This is a genomic window from Vreelandella profundi, from assembly GCF_019722725.1.
In the GTDB taxonomy this organism is placed as follows: Bacteria; Pseudomonadota; Gammaproteobacteria; order Pseudomonadales; family Halomonadaceae; genus Vreelandella; species Vreelandella profundi.
Genome location: NZ_CP077941.1, coordinates 2806460 through 2827897, shown reverse-complemented (window position 1 = coordinate 2827897; position 21438 = coordinate 2806460). Strand labels below are relative to the sequence as shown.

General features: G+C 56.5%; 16 protein-coding genes and 2 tRNA genes. 11 read left to right on the top strand and 7 right to left on the bottom strand.

Annotated elements, in window-relative coordinates; genetic code table 11:
• Window positions 1-36: 36 nt before the first annotated feature.
• The 4 genes from hslV to KUO20_RS12920 all read right to left on the bottom strand — a co-directional run bounded on the left by hslV (window position 37) and on the right by KUO20_RS12920 (window position 5604).
• Entirely contained in the window at window positions 37-573 is a 537-nt protein-coding gene (gene hslV, locus KUO20_RS12935) for an ATP-dependent protease subunit HslV (protein WP_235040259.1), read from the bottom strand.
• Between the two features lie 139 nt (window positions 574-712).
• Window positions 713-1447, bottom strand: a complete 735-nt coding sequence (locus KUO20_RS12930; protein WP_235040258.1) for an SPOR domain-containing protein — start codon at window positions 1445-1447, stop codon at window positions 713-715.
• A gap of 3 nt (window positions 1448-1450) precedes the next feature.
• Window positions 1451-3136: an arginine--tRNA ligase gene (gene argS / locus KUO20_RS12925; RefSeq protein WP_235040257.1), complete on the bottom strand. Its 1686-nt coding sequence runs from the start codon at window positions 3134-3136 to the stop codon at window positions 1451-1453.
• A gap of 257 nt (window positions 3137-3393) precedes the next feature.
• Entirely contained in the window at window positions 3394-5604 is a 2211-nt protein-coding gene (locus KUO20_RS12920) for a primosomal protein N' (RefSeq protein WP_235042479.1), read from the bottom strand.
• 256 nt (window positions 5605-5860) lie between these two features.
• Between KUO20_RS12920 and rpmE the strand changes: the two genes are divergently transcribed.
• Both rpmE and KUO20_RS12910 read left to right on the top strand, forming a co-directional pair.
• A complete protein-coding gene (rpmE, locus tag KUO20_RS12915; protein WP_235040256.1) occupies window positions 5861-6076 on the top strand; it encodes a 50S ribosomal protein L31 in 216 nt (71 codons plus the stop codon).
• 346 nt (window positions 6077-6422) lie between these two features.
• Entirely contained in the window at window positions 6423-7694 is a 1272-nt protein-coding gene (locus tag KUO20_RS12910; protein ID WP_235040255.1) for a malic enzyme-like NAD(P)-binding protein, read from the top strand.
• 130 nt (window positions 7695-7824) lie between these two features.
• Here the strand turns inward: KUO20_RS12910 and KUO20_RS12905 are convergent, their stop codons facing one another.
• Window positions 7825-8643, bottom strand: coding sequence for an acyl-CoA thioesterase (locus KUO20_RS12905; RefSeq protein ID WP_235040254.1), 819 nt, complete (start codon window positions 8641-8643; stop codon window positions 7825-7827).
• A 129-nt stretch (window positions 8644-8772) separates the two neighbouring features.
• On the opposite strand from KUO20_RS12905, the gene tadA reads away from it, so the two are divergent.
• Window positions 8773-9240, top strand: coding sequence for a tRNA adenosine(34) deaminase TadA (gene tadA / locus KUO20_RS12900; protein WP_235040253.1), 468 nt, complete (start codon window positions 8773-8775; stop codon window positions 9238-9240).
• Between the two features lie 7 nt (window positions 9241-9247).
• Here the strand turns inward: tadA and mltF are convergent, their stop codons facing one another.
• The gene (gene mltF / locus KUO20_RS12895; protein ID WP_235040252.1) at window positions 9248-10711 is read right to left on the bottom strand and encodes a membrane-bound lytic murein transglycosylase MltF; all 1464 of its coding nucleotides are present in this window, start codon (window positions 10709-10711) and stop codon (window positions 9248-9250) included.
• 272 nt (window positions 10712-10983) lie between these two features.
• Here mltF and purL point away from each other — a divergent pair, with 272 nt between their 5' ends.
• The gene (gene purL, locus KUO20_RS12890) at window positions 10984-14934 is read left to right on the top strand and encodes a phosphoribosylformylglycinamidine synthase (protein WP_235040251.1); all 3951 of its coding nucleotides are present in this window, start codon (window positions 10984-10986) and stop codon (window positions 14932-14934) included.
• A 114-nt stretch (window positions 14935-15048) separates the two neighbouring features.
• Here the strand turns inward: purL and KUO20_RS12885 are convergent, their stop codons facing one another.
• Window positions 15049-15288: a hypothetical protein gene (locus tag KUO20_RS12885; protein ID WP_235040250.1), complete on the bottom strand. Its 240-nt coding sequence runs from the start codon at window positions 15286-15288 to the stop codon at window positions 15049-15051.
• A 119-nt stretch (window positions 15289-15407) separates the two neighbouring features.
• On the opposite strand from KUO20_RS12885, the gene radD reads away from it, so the two are divergent.
• From radD to nadA, 7 genes are all read left to right on the top strand, one after another.
• Window positions 15408-17186, top strand: coding sequence for a DNA repair helicase RadD (gene radD, locus KUO20_RS12880; protein ID WP_273543181.1), 1779 nt, complete (start codon window positions 15408-15410; stop codon window positions 17184-17186).
• 99 nt (window positions 17187-17285) lie between these two features.
• Window positions 17286-18242, top strand: coding sequence for a segregation and condensation protein A (locus KUO20_RS12875; RefSeq protein ID WP_235040249.1), 957 nt, complete (start codon window positions 17286-17288; stop codon window positions 18240-18242).
• A complete protein-coding gene (scpB, locus tag KUO20_RS12870; RefSeq protein WP_235040248.1) occupies window positions 18239-19054 on the top strand; it encodes an SMC-Scp complex subunit ScpB in 816 nt (271 codons plus the stop codon). The genes KUO20_RS12875 and scpB overlap by 4 nt, the downstream gene beginning before the upstream one ends.
• Complete coding sequence (gene rluB / locus KUO20_RS12865) at window positions 19041-19910, top strand: 23S rRNA pseudouridine(2605) synthase RluB (RefSeq protein WP_235040247.1); 870 nt, start codon at window positions 19041-19043, stop codon at window positions 19908-19910. The genes scpB and rluB overlap by 14 nt, the downstream gene beginning before the upstream one ends.
• Window positions 19911-20021: 111 nt before the next feature.
• A tRNA-Lys gene (locus tag KUO20_RS12860) sits at window positions 20022-20097 on the top strand.
• A 61-nt stretch (window positions 20098-20158) separates the two neighbouring features.
• Window positions 20159-20234 (top strand) — tRNA-Lys (locus KUO20_RS12855).
• Window positions 20235-20407: 173 nt separating this feature from the next.
• Window positions 20408-21436: a quinolinate synthase NadA gene (gene nadA, locus KUO20_RS12850; protein ID WP_235040246.1), complete on the top strand. Its 1029-nt coding sequence runs from the start codon at window positions 20408-20410 to the stop codon at window positions 21434-21436.
• Window positions 21437-21438 lie beyond the last annotated feature (2 nt).

The window sequence follows — 21438 nt, the reverse complement described above, 5'->3', positions numbered from 1 at the left end:
TATGTTCATTGAGCAGCGTGAAGAGGGCGTATGGGGCTATGAGCGCCCATCGATCGACAGCTCTTCGAGCGTCACGTGGTGGTTGGTGAACACACAGATATCACCAGCGATCGCCAGCGATTTCTCGGTGATTTCACGTGCCGAAAGCTCGGTATTTTCTAATAGCGCGCGGGCGCTTGCCTGGGCAAAGTTGCCGCCAGAACCAATGGCGATAATGCCGCGCTCAGGCTCAACCACGTCACCGTTGCCGGTAATGATTAGCGAGGCGCTGTGGTCGGCGACGGCCAGCAATGCTTCTAAACGGCGCAGCGCTCGATCGGTGCGCCAATCTTTAGCGAGTTCAACCGCTGCTTTGGTGAGATTGCCTTGATATTTTTCTAGCTGCGCTTCAAAGCGCTCAAACAGCGTAAACGCGTCTGCAGTGCCGCCCGCGAACCCGGCCAGTACTTTGCCACGGTAGAGGCGACGCACTTTACTGGCGTTACCCTTCATTACGGTATTGCCCAGCGATACTTGACCATCGCCAGCGAGGGCGACCTGATTACCACGACGAACGGAGACAATTGTGGTCATGGAGATAACTCCTTGAGGGAGACACGCTCCCGATGACTGGCAGGTCGCTCAGCAAGCGACCGTTGTGTAGGCGTTCACAACAAAATGCGGGCGGCTGATAAAAAATCAACCACCCGCACGACATCGGAAGGTGGGTTTGTCAGTTTTGTAGCTGAATAAGCAGCGGCTCAATGCCTTGCGTGGCCATCAAATCCTGCGCGCGGTTTAGCTCCCGGGTGTCTTCATAGGGGCCAACCTGGACGCGATGCCAGGTGTTGCCATCGGCCTGTACTTCACTAATTTGTGCCAGCAGGCTGAGGTTGCGCAGTCGACCGCGCAGCTGTTCGGCATCGCTTAGCTGGCGAAAAGAGGCTGCTTGAAGCATGTAGCGGCTGGGCGTGCTGCTGGTGGCAGCGCTCTCCTGAGCAGCCGATACCTGATCATCAGGGCGTGTATTAGCGGCAATTACCTGCGCAATGGGGTCATCGCCCGAAGCTGCATCGGATGCGGTGCTGCTCTCGGCTGTCGGCTCCGTGACTTCAGGACGGACAACGCTTGACGGTAGGGTAACGCCAGGCGCAATAACTTCGGTTTCAGGCAGCAGCGTATAAAATTCAAAGGTGGGCATTGAGGGCTCGGCTGGGCCTTCAGTTGCCCGTGCGGCGTCGCGCTCCTCGCTACCGGCGGGCTTGGACAGCACTGTTGCCTGAGGGGCATCACTTTGCTCTTGCCAGGGAGCAGTGCCGTGCTGGTGCTGGGCGAGGAAGAAACCTGCCGCCATGCCAGCAAGTCCCCACAGCCAGCCGGGTAGTCGGAAGCCGCCGCCGGATTTGCCGCCGGATTTGCGCTGTGACGTGGCGCCTCGGCTAGTGGGCTTTTTACGCGGGGTGGCCATGCGTTACATCTCCTCTGGGGCGCTAACCCCCATTAAATCGAGACCGTTACGCAGCACTTGGCGGGTCGCAAGACCCAGCGCCAGGCGCGTGTTGCGTAAGGTGTCGTCGTCTACCATTACTTTGACAGCGTTATAACAGGTGTGGAAATCGCCGGATAGGTCGAGCAGATACTGCGCAACCTGCTGCGGCTCGCGGTTCTTAGCCGCGGTTTCAACGACTTCAGGGAAGCGTGCCAAACGGTTCAGAACGGCTTTCTCCTGATCGCTATCCAGTAGCGCTAAATTGGCAATCGCTAGCGGATGATCGAACGGCTGATCGGCGTCCTGCGCTTTGCGCAACATGCTGCATACCCGGGCGTGAGCGTACTGAATGTAATACACCGGGTTGTCGTTAGACTGTGAACGGGCCAGGTCGATATCAAACGTGAGCTGCGAATCAGCGCGGCGAGCCGCGAGGAAAAAGCGCGTGGCGTCACGGCCAACTTCGTCGATCAAGTCGCGCACGGTGACGTAGCTGCCGGCGCGCTTGGAGAGTTTTACCTCGACGCCAGAGCGGGTCACCATCACCATTTGGTGAAGCACGTAGTCGGGCCAGCCTTTGGGAATACCGACTTCTAACGCCTGTAAGCCAGCGCGCACGCGCGTCACGGTGGAGTGGTGGTCGGCACCCTGCTCATTAATCACGGTTTTAAAGCCGCGCTGCCACTTGTCTAAGTGGTAGGCCACATCGGGCAGGAAGTAGGTGTAGCCGCCGTCACGCTTACGCATCACGCGGTCTTTGTCATCACCAAAATCTGTGGTGCGCAGCCACATCGCGCCATCATCTTCATAGGTGTGGCCCGCCGCTACCAGCTTTTCAACCGTGGCGGCTACCTTGCCGTCTTCATAGAGCGAAGACTCAAGAAAATAAACGTCAAACTCAACGCCGAAGGCTTTTAAATCTAAATCCTGTTCGCGGCGCAGCCAGGCAATGGCGAACTCTTTAATCGCATCCAGATCTTCTGGGTCAGCTTTCGCGGTCACTTCGCGATCATCCGCGCTAACCGTTTCGCCTGCCAAGTAGTCCTTGGCAACATCGGCAATATATTCACCGCGATAGCCGTCTTCCGGCCAGCTGGGATCGTCTGGGCCTAAGCCTTTAACGCGTGCCTGAACAGAGCGTGCAAGGTTGGCGATTTGCGCGCCTGCGTCGTTATAGTAGAACTCGCGGGTGACGTCATAGCCGGTTGCTTCGAGCAGGCGGCTTAGGCAGTCGCCAATCGCAGCACCACGGCCGTGCCCGACGTGCAGCGGCCCGGTGGGGTTAGCGGAAACGAACTCCACCTGCACTTTTTCGCCTTTACCGATCAAGCTGCGGCCAAAGGTATCGCCGCAGTCGAGGACCTGAGCAACAATTTGTGCCGCCGCATCGGCCGCTGCAAAAAAGTTGATAAAACCGGGGCCAGCAATCTCAGTTTTTTGAACAGCGTCGCTTTCAGGCAGCGCCGACACCAGCATGTTGGCCAGTTCACGCGGGTTTTTGCCAGCGGGTTTGGCCAGCATCAGCGCTAGATTAGTGGCGTAATCGCCGTGCGCCTTATCTTTCGTGGGGTCCACTTTGATGCTGGGCTGAAGATCGTTCGGCAGCACGCCTTGGTGCTTGAGCGCGGTAACGGCGCCTTCGAGCAAAGAAACTATAGTGTCTTTCATTTCGGTATCCAGTTACGTCGATGGCGGCGTGTGCTAATGCGCACCTGATTAGATTTTTGAAATCGCTAGTTACTTGAGATCGCTAGGTACTTGAGATCATTTGAAATCGATAGGTACTTGAGATCAATAGGTACTTGAGATCGATAGCTACTTGAGATCGATAGGTGCGTCGTTAAAACGGCCATTATCAGCAATTGCGCCTCAGTTTCAAAGCCGTGTCACGGTGAAGGTCTCATTGTTAACGCTGAGAGTGCTCATTAAGCGAGTGTTTGGGGGTCGATATCAATCGACCAGCGGACCTTGCGCGCGTCTCGATTAGCTTCCAGCCATTGCACCAGCCAACTGACGGCAGGATGCAGCTGGCTGCGTTTATCGGCTGCCAGCATGACATGTAAATGATAGCGATTTTGGCGTCGCTCCATGGGGGCGGGCACGGGCCCTAAGCAGCGTGTTGCCACCTGAGACTCTTTTAACCACTGACGCAGTGCCTGGGCCGCCTGCTGCGCCATGGCTAAGGCGGCTTGTTCATTGGGGCTTTCGATGCGCAGCAGTGCCATAAAACAAAACGGCGGAAGCTTCGCGATGCGCCGTTCTTCCAGCATGTTGCGAGCCAGTGCCCCATAGCCGTGCTCAGAAAGCTGGCCTAAGTGAGGATCGTCAGGATGCAGCGTCTGCACCAATACACGGCCTGGATGAGCGGCCCGCCCCGCACGCCCCGCGACCTGTTCAAGCAGCTGAGCGCTGTGTTCGAGGGCGCGAAAATCAGCGGCGTAAAGGCCGCCGTCAGCATTCACCACCACCACTAGCGTGACGTGGGGCAGATGATGCCCTTTAGCGAGCATTTGGGTGCCGACTAACACACAGGGCTCGCCGCGCTGAATTTCTTTCAGCACCTGCTCAAAGCTATCTTTGCGCCGGGTGCTGTCTCGATCTATGCGATGAATCGTTGCTTTGGGGAGCAGCGTTTGCAGCGTCTCTTCGGTGCGCTCCGTACCACTGCCGAGGGCGCGCAGGTCGCCGCTACTGCATTCCGGGCAGGCGTCCGGCAGCGCTCGGCGGCTGTCGCAATGATGGCAGGCGAGCAGGGCGGGCTGGCGATGTAGCGTCATACGGGCGTCACACTGACCGCACTCGGCCATCCAGCCGCAGGCATGACAGGCTAGCGTGGGTGCGAAGCCGCGCCGGTTGATAAAAATCAGTACCTGTTTGCCCGCACTTAAGGTGCTTTTAATTGCCTTGATGGCATCGGGCAGCAGGCCGCCCTGGCGACGCTGGTGGCGTAGGTCGATCAGCTCTAACTTGGCCGGCGGGTGGCGGCTCGGGCGCTGGGTTAGGCGCAGATGGCGGTAGTTGCCGGAAAGCGCTTGATGCAGGCTCTCTAGCGACGGCGTCGCGCTGCCCATTAGCAGCGGGATTTTATGATAGTGGGCGCGCGCCACCGCAAGATCACGGGCGTGGTAGCGCAAGCCGTCGTGCTGTTTGTAGGAGCCGTCGTGTTCTTCATCAACGATGATTGCGCCGGGGTTAGCCAGCGGGGTGAAAATGGCTGAGCGGGTGCCAATGATAATTAGCGCCCGCCCGCTGGCAGCGGCTTCCCACACGTCCAGGCGCTCGGGGTCGGTAAGCCCTGAATGCAGCGCCACCACAGGAACACGAAAGCGGCTTCTAAAGCGGGCAAGCGTCTGAGGCGTTAAGCCAATTTCCGGTACCAGCACGAGCGACTGTTTGCCTTTACCGGCAACGGCTTCAATAAGCTGTAGATAGACTTCCGTTTTACCGCTGCCCGTGACGCCTTCCAGTAGGCAAGGATGATAGCCGTCGAGTTTTTCATGTAGCGCCGCCAGCGCAGTGGCTTGTTCACGATTAAGCGGCAGGCTGGGCGTTGCCAGTAGGCTGCCCGTTGGCGTGCTTGGGGCGGTGAGAATGACTTCCCGGCTAATAGCCAGCGCTTTTTTTTCTAACGCTAACAGCTGGTCGCGGCCGAAGCCGTGGGCGCTGATCGCTCGGCTGGGCAGGCCATGGGGGTGTTGACGCAGTAGTGCGTAGAGTTCTGCTTGCTTGGGCGCACGGCTGAGCGTGTCTTCTGTGCCTTCGCCTTTAGCTGACCAAAGCGTTTGCGTGCGCCCAGCCATGGTGTGGCCCTGGCGCAGCCGAGCGGGCATGGCATGGTGCAGCGTGTCGCCCAGGCTGTGCTGATAGTAGCGGGCGGCAAACCGACATAGCCACAGCCAGTCTTTTGGCAGCGGGCTTTCGTCTAACGTTTCGCTAACGGTGCGAAGTTGACTGAGCGGCAGATCGCTATGGTCAGCCAGCTCTACGATGACGCCGACGACGTCGCGTCGCCCAAAAGGCACCTGCACTCGGAGCCCTGGCTGCCAGCCGCAGGCGGGAGCAGTGCGAGCAGGCAAGTAGTCAAACAGGCGGCGCAGCGGCGAGGGCAGCGCCACTTTGAGCACTTGAATCGGCATGTGAGCGGGCACTTGAGAAGGCTCTTGGGCAAGCACGCGAGACGGTGCCTGTAAAGAAACAGGATCAGGCAATTGGCCTCCGGCATTAGTTTTGCTAGAATATGCGACCGCTCTCAATCTTAACGAGTTATCTTGAAGCTTGCTTTGAAGGTATATCGTACCGATAGAGCGAATAACCGGTTAGTCATTTTTCCAAACCCGTATGCGGTGCCTGGCAAAAGATCAGGTGGCGGCATATAGCTTAGTGAGGCTCGAGATGAGACAAGGTATTCACCCGAATTACAACACGGTCACCGCCAGCTGTTCTTGCGGCGCTACCTTCCAGGTTGGTTCTACCTCTGGTCAGGACTTTTCTCTGGACGTGTGCTCCAACTGCCACCCGTTCTACACTGGTAAGCAGAAGCAAGCGACCACTGGTGGCCGCGTAGAGCGCTTCAACAAGCGTTTCGGCGCTGCTGTTAAGCGCGGCTAATCCATATTGGATAGCCATATGGCAGGCACTCGCTGTCAAGTACCGTTATTAGGTACATTTTGAACATCAGCGTTTGCTCGCAAAAACCCACGCCTCGGCGTGGGTTTTTTGTTTTGTTTTTATGGAAAGTATTTTCAAAAATGCTGCGCCACAGCATTGAAGCAACGTACTGTATGCGCATCATTTTTTGATAAGTGTCATTAAATGTCGACGAAAAGCGACGAAAGTGAAGGTAAAATTCAGTTAAACGAGCGTTTTTATTTGAGTTGACGACGCGCTTGAGACGCATAGGTTTTTTCTATATTCTCAAATGACTTATCTACTTTATGTTAACTGGACGCTGACCATGACGGATTCACTTAAGCAGGCTGCTTTGGATTATCACGCGAAACCGATTCCCGGTAAGCTGTCAGTGGAGTTGACCAAACCCACCGCGACTGCGCGAGATTTGGCGCTGGCGTATAGCCCCGGCGTGGCTGAGCCAGTACTTGAAATTGCTAGGGATGCGGAAAATGCTTACCGCTATACCGGCAAGGGGAATCTGGTCGCCGTCATTACCGACGGCAGCGCTATTCTTGGTCTGGGTAATCTTGGACCGCTGGCGAGTAAGCCGGTGATGGAAGGCAAGGGCGTGCTGTTCAAGTGCTTCGCTGGGATCAACTCGGTCGACATCGAAGTTGATGCGGAAAGCCCGCAGGCGTTTATTGATACCGTTGCGCGCATTGCCGATACCTGGGGTGGCATTAACCTTGAAGATATAAAAGCGCCGGAGTGTTTTGAAATTGAAAAAGCGCTCATTGAGCGCTGCAGCATTCCGGTTTTTCACGATGACCAGCACGGTACGGCTATTGTGACCGCGGCGGGCATGCTGAACGCGCTGGATATCGCTGGCAAGCGCATCGAGGACGTGAAAATTGTGTGCATGGGCGCCGGCGCTGCCGCTATTGCCTGCATGCGTTTGCTTATCTCCTGTGGCGCTAAGAAAGAAAACTTGGTGATGCTGGACCGTCGTGGCGTTATCCACACCGATCGCGAAGGCATTAACGAATATAAAGCCGAGTTCGCCCGCGATACTGAGATGCGCACTCTGGATGATGCGATCGACAATGCTGACGTATTTATCGGTCTTTCCGGCCCAGGCCTGCTCTCTGCCGAGCAGGTCAAGAAAATGGCGCCTGATCCGGTGGTGTTTGCCTGCACCAACCCAGACCCCGAGATTCATCCTGACGTTGCCCGTGCGGCGCGCCCAGATGTGATTATGGCCACCGGCCGCTCGGATTTCCCCAATCAGGTCAATAACGTACTCGGCTTTCCGTTTATCTTCCGCGGGGCGCTGGATGTACGTGCCACCCGAATTAATGAAGAAATGAAGCTGGCTGCAGTGCATGCATTGAAGGACTTGGCTCGCGAGCCTGTGCCAGCAGAAGTGCTGAGTGCTTATGAACTCACTGAGATGAGTTTTGGTCGTGAGTACATTATCCCCACGCCTGTAGATATTCGCCTGCTGGCGCGCGTGACATCGGCGGTCGCTCAAGCCGCGGTTGATTCTGGCGTGGCGCGTAAGCCGTTTCCTGCGCATTATCCGCTAACGTCAATCAATGATGTCTATGGCGGCTAAGGTCTGTGTCTAAGTCCAGCGGCTCTATTCCCGGTGACTAAGCCCGGTGATTAAGCCCGGCGACTAAGCTCTGGTTTGCTCATTTACGCCCGCTTCACAGCGGGCGTAAATGTTTCTGAACAGTATCAATTTAGCCTTGCGAGTAGCGCGTTAAGCCTTCTTGAGCCGTGGAGGCGATCAGGCGGCCATCGCGGCTATAAATATGCCCCCGGGCCAGCGCGCGAGCTCCGTCCGCCCAGGGCGAGTCGATGACGTAAAGCAGCCAGTCGTCTAAGCGGGTGTCCTGGTGGAGCCACAGGGCGTGGTCGAGGCTGGCGATACGCAGCTTGGGGTCTTTGTATTCGATGTCATGAGGCGTCAGGCTCGTGGTCAGCAGGTTAAAGTCCGAGGCATAAGACAGCAGATGGCGATGCAGCGCTGGGTCGTCTGGCAGCGTGCCGGCTAGGCGAAACCAAAGGCATTGTCCTGTTGGCGTGGCGTTGTCGGGATTGCCGGGTAGGTGCAAAAATTCAATCGGGTGACCAGGAAAGCGGTCGTGCTTGGCATCGCCGTTGGCAATCAGCGTTTCGGGCGACGGCACATTTGGCATGTTGCGCTGATGGCTGAAGCTAGCTTCTTCGCTTTGAAATGATGCGCTACAGAAAAAAATCGGCCGCCCTTTCTGTATGGCGGTGACTCGCCGCGTCGTAAAGCTGCCGCCGTCGCGAATAGTGTCGACCTGGTAAACAACCGGCCGATGAGGGTCGCCGGGGCGCAAAAAATAGCCGTGTTGAGAGTGCGGGCGGCGCTCGTCTGGCACCGTGCGCGCCGCTGCAGCTAGCGCTTGCCCTAGCACTTGGCCGCCATATAGCTGGGGAAAGCCTAAGTCTTGGCTCTGGCCGCGAAATAGCGTTTCTTCAAGAGGTTCAAGCTGTAGTAACTCCACCAGTTTGTTTAGCGCGTCTGTCATTCTCGGTATCCTTGATGCTATTTCAATGTGGTGCTAACTGACTATGATGCTGTCGATAGTGGCGAGCTACCGCTGCGGTGGGTAAGCCTTCCATACGAATATTTTGCTACCTTAGCGGAGTTTAGCTTTATGCGCAGCGATGAATTTTACATGCACCGAGCGCTTGACCAGGCACACCTCGCCGCCGCAGCGGGGGAAGTGCCGGTAGGGGCAGTGGTAGTTGATACGCAGGGCGAGATTATCGGTGTCGGCTGCAATGCGCCTATCGCTAGCTGCGACCCTAGCGGCCATGCTGAGGTTCGCGCGCTGCGCGAGGCCGCCAAGCAGCTGGGTAACTATCGCCTTGAAGGGTGCACGCTGTTTGTTACTTTAGAGCCCTGCATGATGTGCGCGGGTGCCATGATTCATGCGCGCCTGAGCCGCCTGGTTTATGGCGCCGCTGAGCCCCGAGCAGGCATGGTGGAGTCTAAGGCCAACCTATTGGCGCAGCCTTGGTTCAACCACTCTATTGCGGTATCAGGCGGCGTGTTAGCGCCAGCCTCGCAAAAGCTGTTGAAGCATTTTTTTGCCGCGCGAAGAGAAGAGCCCAGCGAGTGAGCGGCGGTTAATCAAGCGGTGGAACGAGCTCAAACAGCAGCAGCGGATCATCGTTTGCCGCCGTTTGATCTAGTTGAAAAAACTGCTGTCGGCTGCGCTCTACATATTGGATCATTTCGTAGTAACGCCGAATGTTGCGCACGTAGATAACCGGTTCGCCGCCGCGGGCGTAGCCGTGCCGCGTTTGGCTATGCCATTCGCGCTGCTGTAAAAGCGGCAGTGCGGCGCGTACATCGTCCCAGTGATCAGGGTCGCCACCGCGTATTTCGACAATTTTTCGGGCGTCATACAGATGGCCCAGGCCCACGTTATAGGCGGCCATGGCCATAAATAGGCGGTCATCACCGGTAATGCTTTCCGGCAGGCGGTCTTTAATGCTGCGCAGATAGCGGGCGCCGCCATCAATGCTTTGTGCAGGGTCAGTACGGTCACTAACGCCCATCTCGCTGGCGGTAGGGTTGGTGAGCATCATTAAGCCTTTGACGCCCGTCGGCGAGACGGCTTCTCGGTCCCAGTGAGATTCCTGATAGCCAACGGCGGCCAGCAGCTTCCAGTCAAACTCCGTCTCCTGGGCAGCCTGTTGAAAGAGTGCGGTGTACTGCGGTAAGCGAGAATCTAAATGGTCAAGAAACGTGCGCGTACCGACATACTCTAAATAGTCGTCATGGCCAAAGTAGCGGCTAATCAGCCGGTCTAGCGTGCCGTCTTCTTGCAGGCCCTGTAGGAAGCTATTAGCGGCTTCAAGTAAACCTAGCCCGCGCCCGCTCGGCACGGCCCAGGCCATAGAAAGCGGGTCACCCAGCGTAAAGCCGCGCTCAACGTTGGGGAAAAACAGCCGGTTTAAACGAAACTGGTGCTCAAAAATCACCGCGGCATCTAAGGTGCCGTTCTCTACGCGTGCCAGCAGTTCCGCGACCTCCAGCTCATGGGACTCTTTCCAACTCAGGGTTGGGTAGCGGCGCTGCAGGTCGCGCAGCGCGTCGCTAGTGCCCGCCTCACTGAGCGTGCCTAGTTCCAAGCCAACCAGGTCGCCGGGTTCTCTAATGCCATTAAGGCCACGTCGATAAACCACCAGCGGCTGCATTTGAATAATCGGGCGGGTGTAATAAATGCCCGGTGTGTTGGGGAGTAGCGGCAGTGCCGCTGCGCCTAAATCGCCGTTTTTACGCACGGCAGGAAGCACGCTTTCCGGATGGTGGCTTGCATTCAGATTAAGGCTTACCCCTAAGTAGTCGGCGAAGCGGTGCATCAGCTCATACTCAAAGCCGGTCGGCCCTTGGCGGCCTTCGTAGTACGTCGTAGGGGTGTTGCGGGTATGAGCGGTAATAAACTCTTTGGCAGTGATTTGCGTCAAATGCTCGCCAGGAGGAACCCGGGGCAGGGTGGGAACCATGACCAAGAATATAATGGCGATTAACGCAAAATAAGCGCTGGCACGGGCTACGAAATGTCGGCAAATCAACGTCAGCATGGCGTCTTGTCGGCATGGAACAAGCGGTCACGATACCCAGCCAGGCTCATGCTGTCACCTTGTTGATTTCGTGTGGCGGCTGGTTTCCAGTATCATAGGCGTTTTCCGGTGACACAACGTGGGTTTTTCGATGCCGCGATAGAGGGTTTTGATACCACTATCTAGGTTTTCCAATGCTCCTGCTGTGACTGTCCGGCACCATATTAGTACGGTCGCCATGGCGGCCCGGTGATTTCCCTGCTCGAATTTCCCTGCTCTAGAGGCTTCAGGATATGCTCGAACTGCGAGGCGCGCCCGCCCTTTCTGCCTTCCGTCATGCTCGGCTGTTAACGGTGCTGCGTGAACGTGTTCCCGAGGTGGAAGCGCTGTCTGCCCACTATGTTCATTTTATCAATGTTCATTCAAATGATCGCCATGACGAACTGGATGACGCTACCCTTGAGCGCTTAACGCAGCTGCTGGACTATGGCACTCACTCGAGCGTAGAAGTTCCCGAATCCGCTCAGCGCTTTTTAGTGGTGCCGCGGCTAGGCACTCAGTCGCCCTGGTCGTCGAAAGCGACCGATATTGCTCACAACTGTGGGCTGCGCCAAATCAACCGCATCGAGCGCGGCATTGATTATCGCGTAAATTTCACCGCTTCGCCCGACCACGACAGCATAGCGGCCATTGCGGCACTTTTGCATGACCGCATGACGGAAACCGTGCTGGCCGATGCGTCGGCGGCGACCCAGCTTTTTGCCCAGCACGACCCGGCGCCGCTAGGCAGTGTGGATATTTTAGACGGCGGCCGCGAAGCGCTGGCGACGGCTAACCAAGCGTTAGGGCTGGCGCTGGCTGACGATGAAATCGATTACCTGGTGGATGCTTTCAATGAGCTGGGGCGTAATCCCAGCGACGTTGAGCTGATGATGTTTGCGCAAGCCAACTCAGAGCACTGCCGTCACAAAATTTTTAACGCAGACTGGGTCATCGACGGCGAGCCGCAGAGTCACTCGCTGTTCAAAATGATTAAGAACACCTTTGCGTCATCGCCAGACAACGTCCTTTCAGCATATAGCGACAACGCCGCCGTTATTAAAGGCAGCCAGGCGGGGCGCTTCTTTGCAACGCCGCTGACGGGGGCTGATCAAGAGCGTGCGCTGTACGCCACGCATCAGGAACCGATTCATATCCTGATGAAAGTGGAAACGCACAATCACCCAACGGCAATTGCGCCTTTTCCCGGTGCGGCGACAGGTTCTGGCGGTGAGATTCGTGACGAAGGCGCCACCGGTATCGGCGGGAAACCTAAAGCCGGTCTGTCGGGCTTTACCGTTTCCAATCTGCGGATTCCAGAGTTCGTGCAGCCCTGGGAGGCGTTTGATTACGGCAAGCCCGAACGGATGCAGTCGGCGCTGAATATCATGCTAGAAGGCCCCATTGGCGGGGCGGCGTTTAACAATGAGTTTGGCCGGCCAAACTTGACCGGTTATTTCCGTACCTACGAGCAAGAGTCGCTGAACGACGGCGGCATTGAGCGGCGCGGCTTCCATAAGCCGATTATGCTGGCCGGTGGCTACGGCAACATTCGCGCGCATCACGTGCAGAAAGGCGATATTCCCGTTGGCGGTAAGCTGATTGTCATGGGCGGCCCTGCGATGCTGATTGGCTTGGGCGGGGGCGCTGCGTCTAGCATGGCCTCGGGCGTTTCCAGCGCCGACCTGGACTTTGCCTCCGTGCAGCGCGAAAACCCTGAGATTGAACGCCGTGCACAGGAAGTTATCGACCGCTGCTGGGCGCTAGGCGACCACAACCCGATTCGCTTTATTCATGACGTTGGCGCCGGCGGGCTTTCTAATGCGCTGCCTGAACTGGTAAAAGACGGCAATCGCGGTGGCCGCTTTGATTTACGTGCGGTGCCCAATGCCGAGCCGGGTATGAGCCCGCTGGAAATCTGGTGTAACGAAGCGCAGGAGCGCTACGTGCTTGCGGTTGCACCTGAGGACATCGAGACCTTTGATGCTCTTTGCCAGCGCGAACGCTGCCCCTACGCGGTGGTCGGTGAGGCATTGGAAGCGCACCACCTTGAAGTGCGCGATGGCCACTTCGACAGCAAACCGGTTGATTTGCCGATGAGCGTGCTGTTCGGTAAAGCGCCTAAAATGCAGCGCGAATTTGAGCGCCATAATCCCGCGCTCTCGGGCATGATGCTCGATAATCTTGATCTGCGTGAGGCGTTAGACCGGGTGCTTCGCCTGCCCACGGTGGCCTCGAAAAACTTCCTGATTACCATTGGCGATCGCTCAATTACCGGCCAAGTGGCGCGTGATCAAATGGTTGGCCCATGGCAGGTGCCGGTGGCCGATGTGGCTGTCACCACGGCAAGTTTTGATAGCCACGTGGGTGAGGCCATGGCGATGGGCGAACGCCCGCCGGTGGCGCTGATCAATCCCGCTGCTAGCGCCCGCTTGGCCGTCGCTGAAGCAATCACGAATCTTGCGGCCGCGCCGATTGCCAAGCTCAGCGATATCAAGCTGTCTGCTAATTGGATGAGCGCTGCGGACCATCCTGGTGAAAATCAGGCGCTTTATGATGCCGTTTACGCGGTCGGCATGGAAATGTGCCCGGCGCTGGGCATTGCCATTCCGGTGGGCAAGGACTCTATGTCCATGCGCACTTCCTGGCAGCATGAGAACGAGCAGGGTGAAGCCGAAGATCGAAGCGTAACCTCGCCGCTTGCGCTGGTCGTGACGGGCTTTGCGCCGGTAACGGACGCGCTGGCGACGCTCACGCCGCAGATCAATCTGGATCAGGATGAGTCAGATCTAATCTTGATCGATTTGGGAGGTGGCCAGAACCGCTTAGGTGGCTCTGCCTTGGCGCAGGTTTACGGCCAGGTAGGCAACGACTGCCCCGATGTCGACGATCCGGAGGATATTAAGGCGTTTTTTGAAGTTATTCAGGGGTTAAATCGCGACGGCAAGCTGCTGGCTTATCACGACCGCAGCGACGGCGGCCTGCTGGTCACGCTGCTGGAAATGGCTTTTGCCGCCCGTGCCGGTCTGGAGATAAAGCTCGACTGGATGATCGATGAGCCGGTGGAAGCGCTGAACGCGCTGTTCTCGGAAGAGCTGGGCGCGGTGATTCAGGTCAATCGCAAGCACACAGAAGAAGTGCTGGCGCAGTTTGCCGTCGCCGGTATCGAAACCTGCGGCGTTATTGCGCGGCCTCGTTACGATGATCAGGTGCGTGTGACGCTGTTTGAAGAGCCATTGCTGGAAACTACCCGCTTGCTTACCCAGCGTACGTGGGCGGAAACCAGCTACCGCATGCAGGCATTGCGCGATAATCCTGAATGCGCCAAAAACGAATTCGATAACCTGCTCGATAGCCGCGATCCAGGGCTTTCCGCTACGCCCACCTTTGATATTAATGATGACATTAGCGCGCCGTATGTGAATACCGCCAAACCGGCCATGGCCGTGCTGCGTGAGCAGGGTGTTAATGGTCAGGTCGAGATGGCCTGGGCCTTTGATAAAGCCGGGTTTGATGCGGTGGATGTGCATATGAGCGACATCCTTGAAGGACGCGTCTCGTTGGATGAGTTCAAAGGACTTGTCGCCTGTGGCGGCTTCTCTTACGGCGATGTTCTTGGTGCTGGGGGCGGCTGGGCCAAATCAGTGCTGTTTAATGAGCGTGCCCGTGAGCAGTTTGCGGCGTTCTTTGCGCGTGACGACAGCTTCTCGCTCGGCGTGTGTAACGGCTGCCAGATGCTCTCGCAGTTGAAAGCGTTAATCCCTGGTGCCGAAAATTGGCCAACCTTTGTGCGCAATGAGTCTGAGCAGTTTGAAGCGCGTGTCTCAATGGTACGGATTGAGAAAAGCCCTTCGATTCTGCTGGCCGGTATGGAAGGCTCACAGCTTCCGATCGCCGTCGCCCATGGGGAAGGGCGTGCGGAGTTCCGTGACAGCGCCCACCTTCGCAGCATGCAGTCGAGCAGCCAAATCGCGCTGCGCTATATCGATAACTACGGCCAGTCGACGACGCGTTATCCGGCTAACCCTAACGGCTCGCCCTCGGGGATTACCGGCCTGACGACGCCTGATGGACGGGTGACTATTATGATGCCGCACCCTGAGCGCGTTGCGCGTGCGGTCACCAACTCTTGGCGCCCGGCTGAATGGGTAGAAGACGGCGCGTGGCTGCGCTTGTTCCGCAATGCCCGGGTATGGCTTGGCTAGCGCTTAATTGGCCTCTGGCATCAAACATAACGGCGGCCTTAAGCCGCCGTTATGCGTTAAGCGCCACGTTAATCAACAGACTGTTTTAAAGAAATAGCTGTTCGTAACCACGTGCTAAGAGAGCTGCTCGTTAGCGGCAATCGGCGCTTCATCAGCTGTCGTCGGTGGCAGGCCAAGCTTGGCCTCAAGCGTTTCAAGCTCGTTACGATAGCGCTCTACCATGTATTCATAGCGGCCAAAATCATGCCCACAATCCATGCAATAGACGTGGGTTTGGTCACGTCGTGTCGCGGGCAGGCGCTTTAGTCGGCTATTACATTCTGGGCATTCCGGGCTGAAATGGTTGGCTGTCATGGGGAAATCTCTTCTTTTCAGGGGCTCGTTTAGTGAAGGGCAAAGCCCAGCATGAATTAAACATCGTCAATGATAAGATGAGAAAAAAGCGGGAATAGTTCACTAGCGGACTAATTAATTTGTCGAACTCTTATTCTTCAACAATCCCCCAGCTGCGTCCTTACCAACAAGAGGCCGTCAAGCGTGTGGTCGTGCACTTTCGCAGTTCTAGCGATCCTGCCTTAATAGTGCTGCCTACCGGCAGCGGCAAATCGCTGGTGATTGCGGAGCTTGCTCGCCTGGCGCGAGGGCGTGTGCTGGTATTAGCCCACGTTCGCGAACTGGTCGAGCAGAATCACGCCAAGTATCAGGCCTATGGCCTAAACGCGGCTATTTTTAGCGCCGGCCTAAAGCGCAAAGAGGCTGATCGGCAGGTGGTGTTTGGGTCGGTGCAGTCGGTGGTGCGCAACCTGGAGCGTTTTAGCGACGCTAATTTTACGCTGCTGGTCATTGACGAAAGCCATCGCGTATCGCTCAACGAGGACGCAAGCTACCGCCAGGTCATTGAGCATCTACGTCAGCATAACGCCGAGCTTAAAATTCTTGGGCTAACCGCCACGCCGTATCGGTTGGGGCAGGGATTTATCTACTATCGCCATCATCACGGCATGGTGCGCGGCAGTGAGGACAGCTTTTTTCGCGACTGCGTCTTTGAGCAGCCGCTGCGCCTGATGGTAAAACAGGGCTACCTTGCTGCGCCTAAACGCCTGGATATGGCGGTGGAAGGGTACGATTTTGCAGCGCTTAGCCCGTCAGCCAGCGGGCTTTTTCCGGAAGAAGCCCTTAATAGAGTCGTTGCCGGTAGCCGTGCCACGCCCGGTATTATTAACGAAGTGATTCAGCGCGCCCATGATCGCCAAGGCGTAATGATATTCGCGGCGACAGTGGCACACGCTGAAGAAATTATGGGCTATCTGCCTCGCTCAGAGGCTGCGCTGATCACTGGCGCCACGCTTTCTCAAGAGCGGACTGCGCGGATCAATGCGTTCAAAGCGCGTGAGCTGAAATATCTGGTTAACGTGGCCGTACTCACCACGGGTTTCGATGCGCCGCATGTCGATCTGATCGCCATTTTGCGGCCGACCGAATCAGTTAGCCTTTATCAGCAGATGGTGGGCAGAGGCTTGCGCTTGTCGCCGGGCAAAGATGACTGTCTGATTCTGGATTATGCCGGCAATCCCTGGGATGTTTTCGCACCTGAGGTGGGGGAGGCGAAACCAGACAGCGATAGCGAGCCTGTTCAGGTAGAGTGCCCCGCCTGTGGCCATGCCAATCTGTATTGGGGTAAGCGCGATGGCGAGATAGTCATTGAGCACTTTGGCCGTCGCTGCCAGGGGCTTATTGACGATGAAGAGGGAAAGCGCCATCAATGCGAGTTTCGTTTCCGCTTTAAGGTTTGCGAGGAATGTGGCGCTGAGAACGACATTGCCGCCCGGCGCTGCCACGGGTGTGCGAAGCTGCTTGTGGATGCCGATGATAAGCTCAAAGATGCCCTGAAATTAAAAGATGCCAAGGTGCTGCGAGTAAGCGGTATGCAGTTGGAAGCGACCACCAACGGTCGCGGCCTGCCGCGCTTAAAAGCTACCTATCACGATGAAGATGGCAGCCATCTGTCCGAGTGGTTTGCGCTGGAAACCCCCGCCCAGCGGCGCGCTTTCTACGCCGCCTTTCTGCGCTATCATCTGCGCGCACCAGGGGGAAAATGGCAGCCGCTAAGCGCCGAAGAGGTCGTCGCCGAACAGCGCCGTTTGCGCCACCCCGATTTTGTTGTCGGCCGCAAGATGGGGCGCCATTTTCAGATTCGTGACAAGCTGTTTGATTACGCCGGCCGCTATCGAAAGGCGAGCGACGCGGGGTAATACGCCTGCCTTTACTGCTATTAGAGCGACGCGGATGCTGCCAACTTTGCTAAACTGTGTGTTGATACCAATCCCCCTTTTTCAAGAGACCCGACCCGCGTGAGCGAGACGCCAAGTGCACCTGACGACGTAGACAATCTTGATACACCGCCTATTACGCCAGCGGAGCCTTCGCTTGGGCGCCTGTTTGATGAACAGATTACCCAGCTGCCGGAAGATCTGTATATTCCCCCTGAGGCGCTGCGGGTCTTTTTAGAGACCTTTGAAGGCCCGTTAGATTTACTGCTCTATCTCATTCGACGTCAAAATCTCGATATTCTGACCATCAATGTGGCGACGATCACCCATCAGTACATTGAGTACGTGGAGCTGATGAAGGCCATGGAGATCGAACTGGCCGGTGAATATCTGCTGATGGCCGCCATGCTGGCCGAGATTAAATCGCGCACGCTGCTGCCGCGCCCGCCCAAGGCAGAAGGTGACGACGAAGAAGATCCGCGCGCGGAGCTCATCCGTCGCCTGCAGGAGTATGAGCGCCTCAAAGAGGCAGCAGAAACGCTGGATACGCTGCCGCGTATGGGCCGCGACTGGTTCAGCGTGCAGGCTGGCCTCCCGCCGCTTGAAGCCCGCGTGATTCATCCTGAGGTCGAGTTGGACGAGCTGCTCAGCGCACTGTCCGATATTCTCAAGCGTGCCGAGCTGGTTCAGGCGCATCAGATTAGCCGTGAGGTATTGTCTACGCGCGAGCGAATGCTGAAGATTATGGCGCAGCTAAGCCAAGATGCTGCCAGCCAGCGCTATACCCCCTTTGACGCGCTATTTACCCTGGAAGAAGGGCGCCCTGGCGTGGTGGTGACCTTTATGGCGATTTTGGAGCTAGCAAAAGAAGCCATGATTGAAATTGTTCAGAATGCGCCGCTTTCGCCGATACATGTGCGTGCCCGGCTCGCCGCTCTTACTGATGCCGAGGAAAGTGCTTTTGACGAGGGCGATATGGGCATAGAAGACAGCGCCTATTCAGAGTCTGCCTTTGAATCGGACGAGGAGGCACCATGACTAGCGCGCCCACCGGGCTAGACGAAATTGTAGAAGCGGCGCTGTTAGCCGCTGGCGAGCCGTTACCGCTAGAGCGTTTACAAACACTTTTTGTTAGCGGCGAATGCCCATCCCCGCGCGAGTTTCGTCAAGTGCTTGAGCGGCTTCAGCAGCGCCATTCTGAAGGTGCACTGGAGTTGTTAGAAACGGTCTCTGGCTATCAGCTGCGTATTCGTCCGCGTCTATCGCAGTGGGTGTCGCGGCTGTGGGATGAGCGTCCTCAGCGCTATTCGCGGGCCCTGCTGGAAACGCTAGCGTTGATTGCCTATCGCCAGCCGGTCACCCGAGGCGATATTGAAGAGGTTCGCGGCGTCAGCGTAAGCAGCTCTATCATGCGGACCTTGATGGAGCGCGGTTGGATTCGAGTTGTTGGCCATAGAGACGTGCCCGGGCGACCGGCTGTCTACGCCACCACACGCAGCTTTTTAGATGATTTTGGTTTGAAAACACTCGATGCGCTGCCGCCGATGCACACCCTGGCGAATTGGGATGATGGCGAGCTGCCTGAAAAGTCGCCTGACGTCGCTTCTGAAGGGCTAGACGAAACGCTAAAAACGGTGCAGGATGCGCCACCCAAAGTGGATGAGATAGCCACTGCTGAGATTACCACGGCTGAGATAGCCGATACGCACGCCGAGACGGCGTTAACCCAGCCGCTGAGCTTTGCCGATCTTGAAGCCCGGCTAGCGGCACGTGCGCAGCGCGTTGACGACGATGATAGCGCGCGCACGCAGACTAACGATGTGAGGTCAGATGACCATGAGTCAGAATGATACGACGACGCCCCCAGCTGGCGAAAAGCTGCAAAAAGTTTTAGCCCGCGCAGGCCTTGGCTCGCGGCGTGAAATGGAAACGGCGATTTCCGATGGCCGCGTTAAAGTGAATGGCAAGGTGGCTAAGCTGGGTGATCGCGTTGAAGCGCGGAATAACGTCAGCTTTGATGATCGACCGGTAACGCTGCGCTCGGAAGAGGAAGTGCCGCGTCGTGTGATCATGTACAACAAGCCGGAAGGCGAGCTGTGCACTCGTAAAGACCCTGAAGGTCGACGTACCGTATTTGACCGCTTGCCGCGCTTAAAAGGCGAGCGTTGGATAGCGGTTGGACGCCTGGATATCAACACCAGTGGTTTACTGCTATTCACGACGGATGGCGAATTAGCCAACCGGCTGATGCATCCCTCGACCCAAGTAGAGCGCGAATACGCGGTCCGCGTGATGGGGGAAGTGAAACGCGAGCACATCCTAGCGATGGCTGATGGCGTCATGTTGGATGATGGTCCGGCTCGCTTTACCGATATACAAGAGTTTGGCGGTGAGGGGATCAACACCTGGTTCCACGTCGTCATTCTAGAGGGGCGTAACCGCGAAGTGCGTCGCCTGTGGGAGTCTCAGGCGCTGACGGTTAGCCGTCTGAAACGCGTGCGCTATGGCAACATCTTTATCGATAAGCGCGCCAAAGCCGGTGAATGGATTGAGCTTACGCAGGGTGAGGTAGATGACTTGTCTACCTTGGCCGGCTTGGAAACCCGTAAAGTACCCGTGTTAACGCCGGACGAGAAGAACCGCTGGAATCGCGATAAACATAAGCGCAAGCCAGTACAGACAATGCGTAAGCCTAAGAGCCGCTGAGTAAGAAATAGTGCGTATGCGATGCGTGCAAGGCCTTCATTTATGTAGTGCAAAGGTAAAAAGCGCTTGCTATGAGAAGGCTGTTTGCGTAGTATATGCATCCGTTCAGGCGGGTCGTTAGCTCAGTTGGTAGAGCAGTTGACTTTTAATCAATTGGTCGTAGGTTCGAATCCTACACGACCCACCATTCAAGCAACAGATCGTTTGAATTAGTGGCTGAACAGGCGGTAACGGTAGAAAGCAAATTTGGGTCGTTAGCTCAGTTGGTAGAGCAGTTGACTTTTAATCAATTGGTCGTAGGTTCGAATCCTACACGACCCACCAAATTCAACGCCCCTGGCAGCTATTGCCAGGGGCGTTTTGCTATGTCAGCAGAAAACATTGATGAAGGGCTTCTGTTTTCAGCTTGCAATATTTTTCTCCCAAAATGACCTAAGATAGTTTTTTAAACACGGATTAATTTTTCCAAAGCTCTATTCGTCACAGCGGTAGACACAATGACTATAATGACTTTGCAGGCAGAGCGTGACGTTCCGTTGCCCATTGCCTATTGCCCGACCCGTATTGCTGCAAAAGATCAGGCTCGGGTTGAGGATATTAAGCGGCTACTGAAAATCCATAATGCCGTGTTGGTTGCTCACTATTACACCGATGATGCGATACAGCAGCTTGCAGAAGAGACCGGCGGCTGTGTCGCTGATTCGTTGGAGATGGCTCGCTTTGGTGCCCGCCATGCGGCTACAACGCTGGTTGTGGCCGGTGTTCGCTTTATGGGTGAAACCGCCAAGATACTTTCGCCTGAAAAGCGCGTTTTAATGCCCACCTTAGAGGCGACCTGTTCACTGGATATTGGCTGCCCGGCTGATGAGTTCAGCGCTTTCTGTGATGCGCACCCTGATCGTACGATAGTGGTCTATGCCAACACGTCGGCGGCGGTTAAAGCGCGCGCCGATTGGGTGGTGACGTCTTCGATTGCGGTTGAGGTCATTGAGCATCTGCAGGCTCGGGGCGAGAAAACCCTCTGGGCGCCCGATAAGCATCTGGGTGGCTACATTCAAAACAAGACCGGCGCGGATATGCTGATGTGGGGCGGTGCCTGTATCGTTCATGAGGAGTTTAAGGCCAAGGGCATTGAGGATCTTAAGCGCATCTATCCAGATGCAGCGGTGCTGGTGCATCCCGAGTCGCCAGAGCCAGTGGTGAGGCTTGCTGACGTGGCAGGCTCCACGTCTCAGCTAATCAAAGCGGCAAAAGAGCTGCCTAACGATAGGCTGATTGTGGCAACTGATAGAGGCATCTTTTTCAAGATGCAGCAGGCGGTGCCGCATAAAACGCTGTTTGAAGCACCGACGGCCGGTAGTGGCGCAACCTGTCGCAGCTGCGCGCACTGCCCCTGGATGGCAATGAACGCTTTAGACAATCTGGCAGGGGCATTGCGAGAAGGAAGCGGCGAGATTCGGGTGGATGAGCCGCTGCGGTTAAAAGCGCTAAAGCCGCTTGAGCGAATGCTGAACTTTAATATTTAGTT